Here is a 17,157-nt window from a genome sequence, read left to right on the forward strand (position 1 = left end):
ACCCTGCCGGTCCAGGGACGGCCGGCGGGGGGCATGCATGTCACGTGCACGGGTGAACGATCTAGTGGTGGTACTGCCGGGCATCATGGGCAGCCGGCTGGCGCACGCCGACGGCACACCGGTCTGGGACCTGTCGGGCGGCGCCCTGTGGCAGGGTCTGCGCACCTTCGGCCGGTCCGTGAACCGCCTGCGCCTCCCGAGGGACATCGGAGACGACCACCCGGACGACGGGGTGGTCCCCACCGGTCTCATGCCCGACCTGCACGCGATCCCCGGGGTCTGGCAGCCGGTCGACGGCTACACGGACCTCCTGGACTGGCTGGAACGCTCCTTCAGCCTGACCACCGGGGACAACCTCGTCCCCTTCCCGTACGACTGGCGCCTGTCGTGCCGGCACAACGCGGAGCGGCTGCGCAAGACCGTCACCCCCGCACTGGAACGCTGGCGGGCCTCCGCACCCGAGCGCGCCGACGCCCGGGTCGTCTTCATCTGCCACTCCATGGGCGGGCTGGTGGCCCGCCACTACGTGGAAGTCCTCGGGGGCCACGAGGTCACCCGCCGCCTGATCACCCTGGGCACCCCGCACCGCGGCTCCCTGGACGCCCTCGGGCATCTGGTCAACGGCCTGCGCAAGGGCTGGGGGCCGCTCGGCGTCGACCTCAGCGCGTTCGCGCGCAGCCTGCCGTCGCTGCACCAGCTGGCTCCCGACTACGCGTGCGTGGAGGGCCCCGGCGGTCTCGCGTACGCCCGCGACCTGCCGGGCCTGCCCGGCGCCGACCCCGGGCTGCTGGCGGACGCGGCCCGCTTCCACGCGGACCTGCGCCGCGCCGCCGACCGCCGCGACCCCACGCCCCTGCACGCCATCACGGGCATCCGCCAGCCCACCCTGACCACGGCGCGGATCAGCGACCGCGGGCTGACCCCGCTGTGGCTCGTCAACGGCGCCGACGAGCGCGGCGACGGCACGGTCCCCCGCCTCTCCGCCCGCCCGGCGAACGCCGACAGCACCGGCTACGCGGTCGACGAGGCCCACACCCCCTGCGAGCAGCACGGCTCGCTCCAGAACAACCGGGGGGTACGGGACGCCCTGGCCGGCCTGCTGGGCCACGAGCGCCCCTTCCACCGCGGCGAGGAGGGCCACGTACCGCTGAGCGTCCTCGCTCCCCCGCTGTCGGCGGCGGGCGAGGCGTACGAGGTCGCGGTGACGGTCCCGCCCGAGGTCCCGGACCACGACGCGCTCCACCTCACGGCGGAGCTCCGCCCCGCCGACGGCAGCCGGCCGCTCTCCCGGACGCTGCGCCCCCTCGGCGAGGGCCGGTACGCCACCGCGTTCGCGGCGCCGGACCCCGGCGCGTACCGGCTGGCGGTCCGGGTGACCGCGCACCCGGAGACGACGGTGACGGCCCTGTCCCTGGTGGGAGCAGCCGGTGAGTGAGCGCACCGACGAGATCCACGGGACGGCCCTGGGGGTCGTCGTCGAGAACTACCGGCACCCGGCGAAGTTCCCCGCCCTGACCGGGGCGACGGCCCAGATGCGGGAGCTGTGCGCCCTGCTGGAGACCCGGGGCTACACGCCGACCGTACTGCCGGACCCCGGACAGCCCGACCTCGTCCCCGCGGTGAAGGGCTGGGCGACGGGCCGCGGCACCGACCGGCTCCGCGGACCCGCCGTCATCCTCTGGTCCGGCCACGGGGTGCTCGACCGCCAGGAGCTGCGCCTGGTCCTGCACGACACCGAAGACGCCCGGTACGGGGATGAGACATATTCGGCCAACCTCCTGACGGAGGCGGCCCTGCGCAGCGGGGCGGACCAGATGCTGCTGCTCATCGACACCTGCCATGCGGGTGCGGGGGTCATGGAGTCGCTGGACACCGCGTTCTCCAGGCTGACCTCGCAGAACCTGCCCCCGGGCCGGTCCGGCTGGCTCGGGGTGCTCGCGAGCAGCCGTCCCCAGGAGAAGGCCGAGGCCGCCGGGATCCTGCTGGAGACCCTCACCCGGGTGCTGCGCGAGGGCCCGCGGAGCGAGGACTACCGGCACGAGTGGAGCAGCCGGAACGGGCAGGTCAGCGGGGCCACGGTGATCCACGCCGTGCTCGCCCAGTGGCCGGACGAGGTGGGCCACAAGCCGGTTCCGGCCATGTTCGGCGAGCCGCGGCTGATGTTCGACAACCCGCTGCGGAAGGCCGTCTCGGAGCCGGATCTGGTCGAGCACCTGGTGCGGGCGAGCCGCGGGGCGCCCGTGGACGACGGGGGCTGGTTCTTCAGCGGCCGGCGCAACGTGCTGGGGCGGATCACCGAGTGGCTGGGGGCGCGGCAGCCGGGCCTGTTCCTGGTGACGGGCAGCGCGGGCTGCGGCAAGTCGGCCGTGCTCGGCCGCGTCGCGACCCTGTCCGACCCGGTCCACCGGGCGGACATCCTGGAGCACGGGGCCCTCGCGCCGGAGGATCCGGACCCGGGCGAGGGCTCGGTGGACGCCTCCTTGCACCTGCGGGGCCACACGGTGCAGCAGCTGGCCGAGGCCATCGCCGGCGAACTGGGCCTCCCGGTCCCGCAGACGCCCGCCGCGCTGATCGCCGAGGTGGAGAAGAACTGGCCGGCGGCCTGCGCGGACCGCCTCCCGGCCCTGGTGCTGGACGGCCTGGACGAGGCGGCCCCCGACCAGGCCTACCCGGTCGTCGAACAGCTCCTGGCGCCCCTGAGCCGCCTGGTCTGCGTGCTGCTCGGCTCCCGGGACCGGCCGTTCCGCCCGCAGGAGGATCTCCAGGAGCCCCTGGACGAGGCGGTGCGGCGCCTGGGAGGCGTCCGGGCGCGCGCGTCCGACCTGGACGACGAGGCCGACACCGAGCACGACATCCGGACCTACTGCCGGCGCCGTATGGAGGCCCGCGAGATGCCGCCGGGGGACGCGGCGACGGCGGCCGGGCTGATCGCGGACCGGGCGTCGGCCCACACCGGCGGCTTCCTCTTCGCCAGGATGGCGACGGACTCGGTGATCAGGCGGTTCACGGCCGCGCCGGAGGCCTCGGAGGACTGGGCGCAGGCCATTCCGCTGTCCATCAGCGCCGCCTTCACGGAGGACTTGGCGGAGGGCCCGGAACGCGAGCGGGACGGCGTGGTCCTCCCGCACGCGGCCCAGGACCTGCTGACGGCCCTGGCCTGGAGCGCCGGCAACGGCATGCCGGCACGCGGCGTCTGGGAGGCGGCGGCCTCGGCCCTCGCGCCCGGAGACACCGCGTACGGCCCCGAGGACGTGGACTGGCTGCTGAACACGTACGGCCGCTACGTGGTGGAGGACAGCGACGGAACACAGGCGGTGTACCGCCTCTACCACCGCGAGTTCATCGGGCACCTGCGGGAGGCCCGCGACGGGGCCGACGGGTCCGACGGGGCGTACCGCGTGGCGAGCGCCCTGGTGGGCCTGCTGCGCGAGCAGACGGCGGAGGCGACGCAGACCGCGACCGCGAACCCCTATCTGCGCCGGTCGCTGGCGGCGCACGCGGCGATGGCAGGCGAGCGCGGCGTCACGCTGATCCGTGACCTCGTGACCGACCGGGGGGACGCGTTCCGCCTCGACCTCGCCCGCGTGCTGGGTGGTATATCGCTCTCTCGGACCAGGGTGGGCAGGCGCATCGACGCCCTCGCACCGGCACGGGAAGCGGCCGATCTGTTCCGGAACCTCGCAGACGGCGACCCCGACGCCTACCTGCCCGCGCTCGCCATGTCCCTCAACAACCTGGCCAACGCCCAGCGCGCGATCGGCGACAGAGAGGGCGCCCTGGCCACCATCACCGAAACCACCGCACTCCGCCGCGACCTGGCGCGCGAGGAACCGGCCGCTCACCTGCCCAACCTGGCCGGTGCCCTCAACAACCTCGCGAACGCGCAGGGGGCTACCGGCGACAGACTGGGCGCCCTGGCCACCGTCACGGAAGCCACCAACCTCTACCGCGGCCTCGCCACCGCGAACCCGGCCGCCTATCTGCCCGAGCTCGCCATGTCCCTGAACAATCTCGCCAACGCCCAGAGCTCGGCCGGAGACGACGACGGGGCACTGGCCACCGTCTCCGAAGCCATCGCCCTCTACCGCGACCTCGCCGCCGCGAACCCGGCCAACTACCTTCCCAACCTCGCCGGCACCCTCAATAACCTGGCCAACGCCCAGAGCGCTACGGGCGACAGAGAGGGCGCCCTGGCCACCATCACCGAGTCCGTCGCCCTCTACCGCGACCTCGCCGCCGCGAACCCGGCCGCCTTCCTACCCGACCTCGCCACTTCCCTCAACAACCTGGCGAACTGCCAGAGCACCAACGGCGACAACGAGGGCGCTCTGGCGAACGTCATCGAGGCCGCCGACCTCTACCGCGAGCTCGCTGACGACAACCCGGCCGCCTACCTGCCCGAGCTGGCCGGCACCCTCAACAATCTCTCCACCACACAGAACGCCACCGGGGACAGACGAGGCGCACTGGCCAACGTCACCGAGGCCACCGACCTCTACCGCAGCCTCGCCGCCGCGAACCCGGCCGCATACCTGCCCGACCTCGCCATGTCCTTGAGCAACCTCGCCACCGCGCACGGCGCAACCGGCGACAAACAAGGCGCACTGGCACACGTCACCGAAGCCACCGACCTCTACCGCAGCCTCGCCACCGCGAACCCGGCGGCCCACCGCGCCCATCTCGCCATCTGCCTCAACAACCTCTCCGCCGCTCAGGGTGAGGCGGGGGACAGACGAGGCGCACTGGCGACCATCGTGGAAGCCACCGGCCTCTACCGCAGCCTCGCCGCCGCGAACCGGGCCGCATACCTGCCCGACCTCGCCATCTGCCTGAACAATCTCGCCACCGCCCACAGCGCGACCGGAGACAGTCAAGGCGCACTGGCCGCCATCACCGAAGCCACCGACCTGCGCCGGACCCTCGCCACCGCGCACCCGGCCGCATACCTGCCCGACCTCGCCACGTCCCTGAACAACCTCGCCGCCGCCCACAGCGCGACCGGAGACAGTCAAGGCGCACTGGCCGCCATCACCGAAGCCACCGACCTGCGCCGGACCCTCGCCACCGCGCACCCCACCGCTCACCTGCCCGATCTCGTCCGATCGCTCGCCTACTTGAGTCACATGGGCACGGTGCATGATGCCCTCGCCGCCTACGAAATCGCGGAGCGCGCCCTGGCGACGCATCCGGAGGCGGTGCGCATCCTGGCACTGGGGCGTGCCCGCCTCGAGGTAACACAGTCGGACTCCGCTGTCGGCGTCCGTACCCTTATCTGCCTCATCCACAGCCCGGCGCCACAGGGACGACTCGACCCGACGGCCTTCCAGGCGCGGCGCCTCCTGCGCCGGCACAGTCAGACCGACTCCGCGAGCACACACCTGACGAGCGCGCTGTGGCGCGAGGAGACCGGAGGGGAGCCCCCGGCGTGGCTCACGCTGAAGCAAGGGACAGTCGACCTCGTGATCGACTGGATCAACTGCCCGACCTGGCCCGACTCCCGGGCCTTCTGGGATGCACACGCCGAGGGCCTCGGAGCGGCCGATACCGTGACAGCTTTGGAGGAGGCGGCCTTGATCTCCACCGCCGCCGAGGCCCATCTGGAGATCGTCCACGCCGTGATGGCGACCGACGCTGACACCGCCTTCCGGCCTTTCCTCATCGGCACGCTCCTCCACACCTGGATCGGTGCTGCCACCTGGGAGGAATCGCAGGTCTACCTCACCGACCACTCGGCGGAGCTCCTGCACGACCAGGCTCTCGAACTGCTCGGTTCCGACACCGCCTCGGTGGAATCGGTTGTGCACCACGCACTGCTCACCCTCGCCCGCGCCCTCGGCATCCCGCACGCCTACCGGTGCATCGAGGACCGCTCCGCCCTGGACGACCGGCTCCGGCAGATCCTGAGCGCGTCCGAGGCCGAGCCCGATCTCCTGCGGGCCGTCGCTTTCCTGGAATCCTCCGTCCACGGGGAGCCGTTCACGGGCACGGCCCACCTCGCCATCGCCGGCGCCCTGGCCGGCGGGCCTCCCGGGCAATCGGCCTGGCCCTCCGCCGAACCCGCCCTCCGCGACCGCGTCATCTCCGAGATCGCCGAACTCATCGGCCGGCACCCCGCCCACGCATCGGCCCTGAGCGCCCTGATCCAGAGCCTGGTGGCCGCGTAACGGCTGCTTGTAACCAGCCTCACCCTGCGTCCCTGACCGCGAACGCTTCGCGCCGGGCTACTGCGCCGTATTGTCTACGCATCGACGCGATGCATGCCCCCACAGGAGATGAAGCCCGGATGATCACCCCACCCGTCGTGCACTCGCTGCGCGAGCAGATCCGCGAGCACATCGTGGAGGGGATCGTCAGCGGGCGCTGGAAGCCCGGCGAGCGGATCGTCGAGCGTCGGATCGCCGTGGAGCTCGAGGTCAGCCAGACGCCCGTGCGCGAGGCGCTGCGCGAGCTGGAGACGCTGCGGCTGATCGAGTCGGCTCCGAACAAGGGCGTGCGCGTACGGAACCTGTCCGCGGCGGACCTGGAGGAGATCTACCCGGTCCGGGCCGGTCTGGAGCAGATCGCGGCCGAGCTGGCCGCGCCGCGGCTGGCGGCGGACTGCTCGGCGCTGGAGCCGCACGTGGCCGCGCTGTGGGAGGCCGACCGCACCGAGGACGGTACGGCGCAGGTGCGGCACACGGTGGGGTTCCACCGGGAGCTGGTGCGGGCGGCCGGGAACAGCGTGCTGCTGCACACCTGGGAGAGCCTGGGCATCGAGGTGTTCACGGCCCTGTCCATCCGCTGGCTGGGGACGGTCCAGAAGTCCTACGCGGAGGAGCACGAAGCCCTCGTCGAGGCGTTCCGCAGTCAGGACCCCGACATCGGTCTGCTCGTGAAGCGGCATGTGCTGGGGTGCGCCCCGAGGGCGTGAGCTGCCCGTATTGCCCCGGTCTGACCGGCACCGGGTGCCTTTTCATCTGGCACCCGGTGCCGACTTTTGTCAGATGGACGTTTCTTCGTCACTTTTATTTGATCGATCATCGATCAGCGATTTACAGTCGTCGCGGGCCTCAACCAGGTCCAACGACCCTGTCCTGCCCGTCAGGGATTTTTTCACCACCTCTCCTTTGTCCGGAAGGCGGCGCACACCGATGTCCGACCCCGTAGGAAAGCTTCCGAGCGAGCTCGACCAGCTCCCGGACCGCGACACCGAAGAGACCGCCGAATGGGCGGCCTCCCTCGACGCCGTCGCACAGGCCGCCGGTACGCGCCGCGCCGAATACCTGCTCCGCCGCACGCTCCAGCACGCCGAGGCCGCCGGCCTCGCCCTGCCCAAGCTGCTGGAGACGGACTACGTCAACACCATCCCCACCTCCGCGGAGCCCGAGTTCCCGGGCGACGAGGCGATGGAAGCCAAGATCACCGCCTGGAACCGCTGGAACGCGGCCGCCATGGTGACCCGCGGCTCCAAGTACGGCGTCGGCGGCCACATCGCCACCTTCGCCTCCGCCGCGTGGCTGTACGAGACCGGCTTCCAGCACTTCTTCCGCGGGAAGGAAGCCGACGGCTCGGGCGACCAGCTCTACATCCAGGGCCACGCCTCCCCCGGCATCTACGCCCGTGCCTTCCTCGACGGCCGGATCTCCGAGCAGCAGCTCGACAACTTCCGCCAGGAGTCCGGCGGCAACGGCCTGCCGTCCTACCCGCACCCGCGGCGCCTGCCGTGGCTGTGGGAGTTCCCGACGGTGTCCATGGGCCTCGGCCCGCTGTCCGCGATCTACCAGGCGCGCTTCAACCGCTACCTGCAGAACCGCAGCATCAAGGACACCGCCAACTCGCACGTCTGGGCCTTCCTGGGCGACGGCGAGATGGACGAGCCCGAGTCGACCGCCGCCCTGGCCCTCGCCTCCCGCGAGCAGCTCGACAACCTGACCTTCGTCATCAACTGCAACCTGCAGCGCCTCGACGGTCCGGTCCGCGCCAACTTCCGCGTGGTCCAGGAGCTGGAGGCCCAGTTCCGCGGCGCCGGCTGGAACGTCATCAAGTCGCTGTGGGGCTCCGCCTGGGACGAGCTGTTCCAGCTCGACACCACGGGCGCCCTGGTACGCCGCCTGCGCGAGGTACCCGACGCGCAGTTCCAGACGTACGCGACCCGCGACGTGGCCTACATCCGCCAGCACTTCTTCGGCGCCAACGCCGAGCTCGTGCAGCTGGCCGGTGTGTTCTCCGACGCGAAGATCGCCGAGTGCTTCCACAGCTCCCGCGGCGGCCACGAGCCCCGCAAGGTGTACGCCGCGTACAAGGCCGCCCTGGAGCACAAGGGCGCGCCGACGGTCATCCTCGCGCAGACCGTCAAGGGCTACACGCTGGGTGCCGGGTTCGAGTCGAAGAACGCGAACCACCAGATGAAGAAGCTGACGATCGACGAGTTCAAGGACATGCGCGACCTCCTTGGCCTCCCGATCCCGGACAGCGCCTTCGCCGACGGCCAGGTCCCGTACGGCCACCCGGGCGCGAACAGCCCCGAGGTCCGGTACCTGAACGAGCGCCGCGCGGCCCTCGGCGGCCCGGCACCGGCCCGCAAGGTCAAGCAGGTCGCCCTGCCGGCTCCGGCCGACCGTTCCTTCGCCCCGCTGCTCAAGGGCTCCGGCAAGCAGGAGATGGCCACCACCATGGCCTTCGTCCGGCTCGTCAAGGACCTGATGCGGGACAAGGAGACCGGCAAGCGCTGGGTGCCGATCGTCCCCGACGAGGCCCGCACCTTCGGTATGGAGTCCCTCTTCCCCTCGGCCGGCATCTACTCGCCGCTGGGCCAGACGTACGAGCCGGTCGACCGCGACCAGCTCATGTACTACAAGGAAGCCAAGGACGGGCAGATCCTCAACGAGGGGATCACCGAGGCCGGCGCCATGGCCGACTTCATCGCCGCCTGCACGTCGTACGCGACGCACGGCGAGCCGATGATCCCGTTCTACATCTTCTACTCGATGTTCGGCTGGCAGCGCACCGCCGACCAGATGTGGCAGCTCGCCGACCAGCTCGGCAAGGGCTTCATCGTCGGCGCCACCGCCGGCCGCACCACGCTGACCGGTGAGGGCCTCCAGCACGCGGACGGCCACTCGCACCTGATCGCGTCCACGAACCCGGCGTCGCTCAATTACGACCCGGCCTTCGCGTTCGAGATCGCGGTGATCGTCAAGGACGGTCTGCGCCGGATGTACGGCGAGAAGCCGGAAGACGTCTTCTACTACCTGACGGTCTACAACGAGCCGAAGGTGCAGCCGGCCATGCCCGAGGGCGTGGAAGAGGGCATCCTCAAGGGCCTCTACCGCTTCAACACGGCGGCCGACCTGGCGGAGGCGGCCCCGGCCGCGGACGCCCCCAAGGTCCAGCTGATGGCCTCCGGTACGGCGATCCACTGGATCCTCGAGGCGCAGAAGCTCCTCGCCGCCGACTGGAACGTGGCCGCCGACGTCTGGTCCGCCACCTCCTGGGGCGAGCTGCGCCGCGACGCGCTGGAGTGCGACGAGGCGCTGCTGCGCGGCGAGGTCCGCACCCCGTACGTCACCCGCGCGCTGGAGGGTGCGGCCGGTCCCGTCCTGGCCGTCTCCGACTGGATGCGCCAGGTTCCGGACCAGATCAGCCAGTGGGTGGAGCAGGACTACACCTCGCTGGGCACGGACGGCTTCGGTCTGTCCGACACCCGTGAGGGCGCCCGCCGCCACTTCGGTGTCGACGCCCAGTCGATCGTGGTGGCCGCGCTGGCCCAGCTCGCCCGCCGCGGCGAGGTGCCGGCGTCCTCCGTCAAGGAGGCCCGGGAGCGTTACGGCCTCTGAGCCGAGTGACCGCACGTGAGACGAAAGGCCGGTGTCCGGCCCCGCGAAGGGGTCGGACACCGGCCTTTCGCCGTACGCGCGGTGGCGGCGCGGGGGCGGACCCGTGATGCTGGAGCGGTGATGGACGAGACGGAGTTCTGGGAGATCGTCGACCGTACCCGCGAGGCCGCCGACGGCGACCCCGAGGAGCACGCCGAGCTGCTCGTGGAGCGGCTGGGCCAGCTCGATCCCGACTCCGTCCTGGACTTCGCGCGGCACTTCGAGTCGCGGTACAACCGGGCGTACACCTGGGACCTGTGGGGCGCGGCCTGGGTGCTGCTCGACGGGGCGAGCGACGACGCGTTCGACTACTTCCGCTGCTGGCTGATCGGCCAGGGCCGGGAGGTCTTCGAGGGCGGGGTGCACGACCCGGACCAGCTCGCGGAGCTCCTGGGCGAGTTCGACGAGGAGATCGACGGCGACGGCGAGGAGCTGGGCTACGCGGCCGACGAGGCGTACGAGCAGCTGACCGGTTCGGTGGCGCCGGACCTGGGCATCCCGCTGCAACCGGCAGAGCCGGAGGGCGCCGCGCTGGACTTCGAGAACGAAGCCGTGCTCGCGGAGCGCTTCCCCCGGCTCTGGGACCGCTTCAGGGGCTGACGCCCGACCGGGCGCGGCGCCTAGGGCCTGTCGTCAAACTCCCGTCTGCCCCGCGACGCCTGCCGGGCGACGACGGGAGTTTGACGACAGGCCCTAGTAGTGCGTGCCGCCGTCGATGCGGATCTCCGTACCGGTGATGAACGCGCCGTCCTCGGAGCCCAGCATCGCGACGACGCCCGCCACCGTCTGCGGGCCGGCGAAGCCCTGGCCGAGGGCCGGGGCGAGCTTGGCGAAGAGGGACCAGTCGGTGTCCTCGGGCAGGCCGGGGCCGTTGCCGGTGGTCATACCGCTCTCGATGGAGCCCGGCGCGACGGACACGAAGCGCAGGCCCTGCTTGCTGTACTCGGCGGCCAGCGCGTGGGTCATGGACTGGATGCCGCCCTTGCTGGCCGCGTAGGCGGACATGTAGGGGTGGGCGAAGGACGCCGAGGTCGAGCTGAAGTTGACCACCACCGGCTGGTCGCCCGTCAGCAGCGCCGGGAGCGACTCGCGGATCATCAGGAAGGTGCCGGTCAGGTTGACGCCGATGACCTGGTTCCACAGGTCCAGCGTGGTCTGGTGGGTGTGCGCGGAGCGCAGGATCCCGGCGGCGTTGACGAGTACGTCGATCCCGCCGAGGACGTCGACCGCGGCGGCCACGCCCTCCTTGACCGCGTTCTCGTCGGATATGTCCAGCAGGGCGGTGGTGAGGCGGTCCTGGTGGCCGTCGGCCGCGGCCCGGTCGGCGGTGACCTTGAGTCCGGCCTCGCTGACGTCGACCGTGTGGACCCGGCCGCCCTCGGCGAGGATCCGGTGGACGGTGGCCTGGCCGATGCCCGAGCCGCCGCCGGTGATGAGGACGCGACGTCCTTCGTAACGGTTCATGGGGGGAGCGTACCGAAGCGGTGGCACGGTTTGCCAGAGTGTCAAAACATGCAATCAAGCTTGCTTCCGAGAGGTACGCTTCACTGCGTGAGATCCCCACGTCCGTACTCTCCCCAGGCCGGCCCCGGAGCCCAGTCGCTGACCGAGCGCCGCAAGGCCGCCACCCAGCTCGACATCGCCCGCGCGGCCTGCGAACTCTTCGCCGAGCACGGCCCCGACGGCACCACGGCCGAGGACATCGCCCATCGCGCGGGCGTGGCGCTGCGTACGTTCTACCGCTACTTCCGCAACAAGCAGGAGGCGGTGGCCCCGCTGCTCGCGGTCGGCGGCGACGCCTGGCGCGCCCTGCTCGCGGAAGAGGACCCCGGCACACCGCTCGCCGAAGCCCTGGAACGCGCCGTCAGGCGGACGCTGAGCGAGCCCCAGGCGGTCGAGGAGGGGCTGGAGGTGACCCGCGGCCTGCTGCGCGCGGCCGCCGGCGACGAGGCCCTGCGGGCGGTCTGGTACCGCGTGAACCAGGACTCCGAGGAGCGCCTGGTCCCGGTGGTCGCCCGGCTGGCCGGCCCGGACGCCGACCTCCTGGACGTACGCCTGCTCGCCGCGGCGGCGACGGACGCGATCCGGATCTCGCTGGAGCTGTGGTCGACCACGGACGCCCCGGTCTCGGGGCCGGGCTCCCCCACCGAACTCGCGGTCCGCTGCCTGCGCGACCTCACGGGCGCGATGCCCTTGTTCCGCTGAGCTCAGCGGAACAAGGGCATCGGGTCGGGCCCGCGGCCCCGGGTGCCGGGGCCGGTCTCAGGGGTCTCGCTGGTCTCGCTGGTCTCGGTCAGCGGCCGCCACCCCAGCCGCCACCGCCACCACCGCCGCCGTTACCGCCGCCGTTACCGCCGCCGCCACCCCAGTCGCCGCCACCGTTACCGCCGCCTCCGCCGCCACCCCAGTCGCCGCCGCCGTTACCGCCGCCTCCGCCGCCACCCCAGTCACCGTTGCCGTTGCCGTTGCCGCCGCCACCGTTGCCCCAGTCACCGTTGCCGTTACCGCCGCCACCGTTGCCCCAGTCGTTGTTGCCCCAGTCGCCGTTGCCGCCCCGGCCGTTGCCCCAGTCCCAGTCGCCGTTGCCGCCGCTGCCGGAGTCGTTCCAGTTGGCGTCGTACCAGTTGGCGTCACGCCAGTTGCTGTCGCGCCAGCTGTCGTCGCGCCAGTTGTCGTTGTATCCGCCGACTCCGCCCTGGTCCCAGCACCATCTCGGCGGCGCGTTGCGCCAGTCACGGTCGCAGCAGTAGTTCCACCGGGCGTCGGAACGGTTCGAGGGGTACCGGTAGCAGTCGTAGCCGCCGTTCCCGCCCCCGCCGCCACCGGTGACGGCAGAAGCCGAGGCGCTGGCCACGGGCAGCAGGCCCATCGCGACTCCCGCGGCGCCCGCCATGGCTGCCGCAACGATCCTACGGCGCATTTCCATGCACCTCCGAACGTGTCTCGCTTATCCAGCCTTTAGGACATTTCCACCCTCGCCCGAGCGCGACCCGCTGTCAAAGCAGAAAGCCCCCCGCCACACTCCGTGGAGTGCGGCGGGGGGCCTCCCATCAGGCATTTTCTAGAGGTCGAAGTAAAGCTCGAACTCGTGGGGGTGCGGACGCTGCGCGATCGGGGCGATCTCGTGCGTGCGCTTGTAGTCGATCCAGGTCTCGATCAGGTCCGGGGTGAAGACACCGCCGGCCAGGAGGTACTCGTGGTCGGCCTCCAGGGCCTTGAGGACGTCCTCGAGGCTGGTCGGGACCTGCGGGACGCTCGCGTGCTCGTCGGGCGAGAGCTCGTAGAGGTCCTTGTCGATCGGCTCCATCGGCTCGATCTTGTTCTTGATGCCGTCGAGGCCCGCGAGGAGCAGCGCCGAGAAGGCGAGGTACGGGTTCGAGGACGGGTCCGGCGCGCGGAACTCGACGCGCTTGGCCTTCGGGTTCGAGCCCGTGATCGGGATGCGCATGGCGGCGGAGCGGTTGCGCTGCGAGTACACCATGTTGACCGGCGCCTCGAAGCCCGGCACCAGGCGGTGGTAGGAGTTCACCGTCGGGTTGGTGAAGGCCAGCAGCGACGGGGCGTGCTTGAGGATGCCGCCGATGTAGTAGCGCGCGGTGTCCGACAGGCCCGCGTAGCCGGCCTCGTCGTAGAACAGCGGGTCGCCGTTCGCCCACAGCGACTGGTGCACGTGCATGCCCGAGCCGTTGTCGCCGAAGATCGGCTTCGGCATGAAGGTCGCGGTCTTGCCGTTCTTCCACGCGACGTTCTTCACGATGTACTTGAAGAGCATCAGGTCGTCGGCCGCGGCCAGCAGCGTGTTGAACTTGTAGTTGATCTCGGCCTGGCCGCCGGTGCCGACCTCGTGGTGCTGGCGCTCGACCTGGAGGCCCTGGGCGTCCAGCTCGAGGGAGATCTCGGCGCGCAGGTCGGCGAAGTGGTCGACCGGGGCGACCGGGAAGTAGCCGCCCTTGTAGCGGACCTTGTAGCCGCGGTTGTTCTCCTCGGAACCGGTGTTCCAGGCGCCGGCCTCGGAGTCGATGTGGTAGAAGCCCTCGTTCGCGGAGGTCGCGAAGCGCACGCTGTCGAACACGTAGAACTCGGCCTCGGGGCCGAAGAACGCGGTGTCGGCGATGCCGGTGGAGGCGAGGTACGCCTCGGCCTTCTTCGCGATGTTGCGCGGGTCGCGGCTGTAGGCCTCGCCCGTGATCGGGTCGTGGATGAAGAAGTTGATGTTCAGCGTCTTGTCACGGCGGAACGGGTCCAGGCGCGCGGTGGTGATGTCGGCACGCAGCGCCATGTCGGACTCGTGGATGGCCTGGAAGCCGCGGATCGAGGAGCCGTCGAAGGCGAGCTCCTCCGCCGGGTCGAACGCCCGCGCCGGGATGGTGAAGTGCTGCATCACACCAGGCAGGTCGCAGAAGCGGACGTCGACGAACTTGACGTCGTTCTCCTCGATGTACTGCTTCACTTCGTCGGCGTTCTGGAACATCCAACTCCTCCTACTCCCGGCCCCGGGGCAGGGCGGGCTTTATAGCTCGTGGTGCGTCAGTGCGGTGCCGCACGCTGACCCGACCATAAGCAAGCGGGATTTCTCAAGCATGACCCATTTGTTTCGCACAAGTTAACCAGGGTCCCGCCCGAGGGACGTGAGGCCGCACCGGTACCGTGTTCGGGTGGACAACAGGCAAGCAATCGGATCGTGGCTCTCCGGCCCTCGCGCGGCCGCCGAGGAGATGGGCGTCGACTTCGGCTACCCGGGCCAGCGGCTCGGCCTGCCCCAGCAGGGGCCCGGCTCGGTGGCGCGGTTCGGCCGGCGGCTCGGAGCCGTCCTCATCGACTGGGTCGGCTGCCAGGTGATTGCGTACGGGCTGATCACCGGCGGCAACCTGGCGGCGGCGGGCAATTGGACGCTCGGCCTCTTCGTGGCCCTCAGCATCGTGACGGTCGGCACCGTGGGCTTCACTCCCGGCAAGCGGATCGTGGGCCTTCGGGTGATCGCGGAAGGCGGCGGCCGCCTCGGCATCGCGCGCGTGCTGCTGCGCACGCTGCTGCTGGCCCTGGTCATCCCGGCGCTGATCTGGGACCGCGACGGCCGCGGCCTGCACGACCGGCTCGCGCGCGCCGTCCAGGTCCGCATCTGACGGGACGGCCCGGCCGACGGCACAGCGAACGAAACAGGGGCGCCCCCCGAGCCGTCGGCCGGCTCGGGGGGCGCCCCTGTTTCGTATACGAAAATCAGCTCAGCGGGTCAGCGCATCTTCCCGCCGCGCGGCATCCGCATGCCCTTGGGCATCGGACCCTTCGGCAGCGGCATGTTGGACATCAGGTCGCCCATGGCGCGCAGCTTGTCGTTGACCGCGGTGATCTGCGGGCCGGACAGTACGCGCGGCAGCTTGAGCAGGGTGGTGCGCACCTTCTTGAGCGGCACCTCGCCCTCGCCCGTGCCCACGATGAAGTCGTGCACCGGCACGTCCGGCATGATCCGGGCCAGCTTCTTCTTCTCGTTCGCGAGCAGCGGCTTCACCCGGTTCGGGTTGCCCTCCGCGATCAGCACGACGCCGGCCTTGCCGACGGCCCGGTGGACGATGTCCTGCTGCCGGTTCATCGCGACGGCGGGGGTGGTCGTCCAGCCCCGGCCCACGTTGTCCAGTACGGCCGCGGCCGCGCCCGGCTGTCCTTCCATCTGCCCGAAGGCAGCCCGCTCGGCCCGTCGCCCGAAGATGATCGCCATCGCCAGGAACGCCACCAGGAAGCCCAGGATGCCCAGGTAGACCGGGTGGCCGATCAGGAAGCCGATCGCGAGAAAGACACCGAAGGTGACGATTCCCACGCCCGCGACGATCAGACCGACCTTCGGGTCGGCCTTGCGCGTCATCTTGTACGTCAGGGCGATCTGCTTCAGTCGCCCGGGGTTCGCAGCAGTCTCTGCGTTTGACTTCCTCGCCATAAAGCGAAGTTTACGTGGCCCGAGGGGTCCGGGTCGCCGCGGCCTCAAGTACGTGTTCGGTTTCGACCCGGTCCTGGGCCCTGCGGCGGTCCTCCAGGACCGCCGTCCAGGCGTTGCGCCGGGCGCCGCTCATGAGCAGCGACTCGATGCCGCGGAAGGCGTCGGAGAGAGTCGGGATGGCAATGGCGCGTACGGGCGCGGCCTGCATGATGTCGATCCCTTTCACGGTGCTCACGTGTGGGTGCGGTGTGTGCGGTGCGTGGACCCATCGTCACTGATTGGTGTTACCAGCGCATGACCAGCTGGTCAAACGTTTTCGAAACATTGACGCGGCCCACCAGAACTCTTCCTGGGGAAGAGCCTAGGGGCCGCGCCGACGCGGGGTTACCGCTTAGTAAGGTTTTGTGCGCGAGTTCACACGGTCGCCGCGCGCTTCTCCATCGCCTGGGTGTACAGACGTCCCGCGCGGTACGAGGAACGGACCAGCGGGCCCGACATCACACCGGAGAAGCCGATCTCCTCGGCCTCCTTCGCCAGCTCCACGAACTCGGCCGGCTTCACCCATCGCTCCACGGGGTGGTGCCGCGGCGAGGGCCGCAGGTACTGGGTGATGGTGATGAGCTCGCAGCCGGCCTCGTGCAGGTCCTTCAGGGCCTGCGAGACCTCCTCGCGCTCCTCGCCCATGCCGAGGATCAGGTTCGACTTGGTGACCAGGCCGTACGCGCGCGCCTTGGTGATCACGTCCAGCGAGCGCTCGTAGCGGAAGCCGGGGCGGATCCGCTTGAAGATCCGCGGCACCGTCTCGACGTTGTGCGCGAAGACCTCGGGGCGGGAGGCGAAGACCTCCTCCAGCAGCTCCGGGACCGCGTTGAAGTCGGGGGCCAGCAGCTCGACCTTGGTGTGCCCGCTCTCGCGGCCCGCCGTCTGCTGGTGGATCTGGCGCACGGTCTCCGCGTACAGCCAGGCGCCGCCGTCCGCCAGGTCGTCGCGCGCGACGCCGGTGATGGTGGCGTAGTTCAGGTCCATCGTGACCACGGACTCGCCGACACGGCGGGGCTCGTCCCGGTCCAGGGCCTCGGGCTTGCCCGTGTCGATCTGGCAGAAGTCACAGCGCCGGGTGCACTGGTCGCCACCGATGAGGAAGGTGGCCTCGCGGTCCTCCCAGCATTCGTAGATGTTCGGACAACCGGCTTCCTGGCACACCGTGTGCAGTCCTTCGCCCTTCACCAGGGCCTGCATCTTGGTGTACTCGGGACCCATCTTCGCCCGGGTCTTGATCCACTCGGGCTTGCGCTCGATGGGGGTCTGGGCGTTACGGACCTCCAGGCGCAGCATCTTGCGTCCGTCGGGTGCGACTGCGGACACGACCGGCTC

Annotated in this window: 13 protein-coding genes; 7 read left to right on the top strand and 6 right to left on the bottom strand. The window is 70.8% G+C overall.

Annotation, left to right across the window (positions count from 1 at the left end; translation table 11 throughout):
- Positions 1-52 precede the first annotated feature (52 nt).
- The 5 genes from ACTVZO_RS12595 to ACTVZO_RS12615 all read left to right on the top strand — a co-directional run bounded on the left by ACTVZO_RS12595 (position 53) and on the right by ACTVZO_RS12615 (position 10,454).
- On the top strand, positions 53-1,435 hold the full coding sequence (locus ACTVZO_RS12595) for a lipase/acyltransferase domain-containing protein (RefSeq protein WP_443298458.1): 1,383 nt from the start codon (positions 53-55) through the stop codon (positions 1,433-1,435).
- The gene (locus ACTVZO_RS12600; RefSeq protein ID WP_443298459.1) at positions 1,428-6,164 is read left to right on the top strand and encodes a tetratricopeptide repeat protein; all 4,737 of its coding nucleotides are present in this window, start codon (positions 1,428-1,430) and stop codon (positions 6,162-6,164) included. The genes ACTVZO_RS12595 and ACTVZO_RS12600 overlap by 8 nt, the downstream gene beginning before the upstream one ends.
- A 122-nt stretch (positions 6,165-6,286) precedes the next feature.
- A complete protein-coding gene (locus tag ACTVZO_RS12605) occupies positions 6,287-6,910 on the top strand; it encodes a GntR family transcriptional regulator (RefSeq protein WP_384228829.1) in 624 nt (207 codons plus the stop codon).
- A gap of 220 nt (positions 6,911-7,130) precedes the next feature.
- Entirely contained in the window at positions 7,131-9,815 is a 2,685-nt protein-coding gene (gene aceE / locus ACTVZO_RS12610; RefSeq protein WP_443298460.1) for a pyruvate dehydrogenase (acetyl-transferring), homodimeric type, read from the top strand.
- 120 nt (positions 9,816-9,935) lie between these two features.
- A complete protein-coding gene (locus ACTVZO_RS12615) occupies positions 9,936-10,454 on the top strand; it encodes a DUF4240 domain-containing protein (RefSeq protein WP_443298461.1) in 519 nt (172 codons plus the stop codon).
- 93 nt (positions 10,455-10,547) lie between these two features.
- Here the strand turns inward: ACTVZO_RS12615 and ACTVZO_RS12620 are convergent, their stop codons facing one another.
- Positions 10,548-11,318 (bottom strand): SDR family NAD(P)-dependent oxidoreductase, encoded by a 771-nt coding sequence (locus tag ACTVZO_RS12620; RefSeq protein ID WP_443298462.1) that lies wholly within the window; start codon positions 11,316-11,318, stop codon positions 10,548-10,550.
- Positions 11,319-11,405: 87 nt separating this feature from the next.
- On the opposite strand from ACTVZO_RS12620, the gene ACTVZO_RS12625 reads away from it, so the two are divergent.
- Entirely contained in the window at positions 11,406-12,059 is a 654-nt protein-coding gene (locus tag ACTVZO_RS12625; protein WP_443298463.1) for a TetR/AcrR family transcriptional regulator, read from the top strand.
- Positions 12,060-12,147: 88 nt separating this feature from the next.
- Here ACTVZO_RS12625 and ACTVZO_RS12630 read toward each other — a convergent pair whose 3' ends face one another.
- Both ACTVZO_RS12630 and glnA read right to left on the bottom strand, forming a co-directional pair.
- Entirely contained in the window at positions 12,148-12,774 is a 627-nt protein-coding gene (locus ACTVZO_RS12630; RefSeq protein WP_443298464.1) for a hypothetical protein, read from the bottom strand.
- Between the two features lie 141 nt (positions 12,775-12,915).
- Positions 12,916-14,325, bottom strand: a complete 1,410-nt coding sequence (glnA, locus tag ACTVZO_RS12635) for a type I glutamate--ammonia ligase (RefSeq protein WP_361751410.1) — start codon at positions 14,323-14,325, stop codon at positions 12,916-12,918.
- 184 nt (positions 14,326-14,509) lie between these two features.
- On the opposite strand from glnA, the gene ACTVZO_RS12640 reads away from it, so the two are divergent.
- A complete protein-coding gene (locus ACTVZO_RS12640; RefSeq protein ID WP_443298465.1) occupies positions 14,510-14,977 on the top strand; it encodes an RDD family protein in 468 nt (155 codons plus the stop codon).
- Between the two features lie 107 nt (positions 14,978-15,084).
- Here the strand turns inward: ACTVZO_RS12640 and ACTVZO_RS12645 are convergent, their stop codons facing one another.
- The 3 genes from ACTVZO_RS12645 to lipA all read right to left on the bottom strand — a co-directional run bounded on the left by ACTVZO_RS12645 (position 15,085) and on the right by lipA (position 17,148).
- The gene (locus ACTVZO_RS12645; protein ID WP_443298466.1) at positions 15,085-15,783 is read right to left on the bottom strand and encodes a DUF4191 domain-containing protein; all 699 of its coding nucleotides are present in this window, start codon (positions 15,781-15,783) and stop codon (positions 15,085-15,087) included.
- 10 nt (positions 15,784-15,793) lie between these two features.
- Complete coding sequence (locus ACTVZO_RS12650; protein WP_443303142.1) at positions 15,794-15,991, bottom strand: SCO2195 family GlnR-regulated protein; 198 nt, start codon at positions 15,989-15,991, stop codon at positions 15,794-15,796.
- 206 nt (positions 15,992-16,197) lie between these two features.
- A complete protein-coding gene (gene lipA / locus ACTVZO_RS12655; protein ID WP_443298467.1) occupies positions 16,198-17,148 on the bottom strand; it encodes a lipoyl synthase in 951 nt (316 codons plus the stop codon).
- Positions 17,149-17,157 lie beyond the last annotated feature (9 nt).

This window comes from Streptomyces sp. IBSNAI002 (assembly GCF_052244475.1).
GTDB lineage: Bacteria > Actinomycetota > Actinomycetes > Streptomycetales > Streptomycetaceae > Streptomyces.

Coding starts and splice junctions, on each gene's coding strand:
- ACTVZO_RS12630 (WP_443298464.1), bottom strand. CDS start 12,774: ATGCGCCGTAGGATCGTTGCGGCAGCCATGGCGGGCGCCGCGGGAGTC.
- ACTVZO_RS12620 (WP_443298462.1), bottom strand. CDS start 11,318: ATGAACCGTTACGAAGGACGTCGCGTCCTCATCACCGGCGGCGGCTCG.
- aceE (WP_443298460.1), top strand. CDS start 7,131: ATGTCCGACCCCGTAGGAAAGCTTCCGAGCGAGCTCGACCAGCTCCCG.
- ACTVZO_RS12615 (WP_443298461.1), top strand. CDS start 9,936: ATGGACGAGACGGAGTTCTGGGAGATCGTCGACCGTACCCGCGAGGCC.
- glnA (WP_361751410.1), bottom strand. CDS start 14,325: ATGTTCCAGAACGCCGACGAAGTGAAGCAGTACATCGAGGAGAACGAC.
- ACTVZO_RS12645 (WP_443298466.1), bottom strand. CDS start 15,783: ATGGCGAGGAAGTCAAACGCAGAGACTGCTGCGAACCCCGGGCGACTG.
- ACTVZO_RS12650 (WP_443303142.1), bottom strand. CDS start 15,991: ATGCAGGCCGCGCCCGTACGCGCCATTGCCATCCCGACTCTCTCCGAC.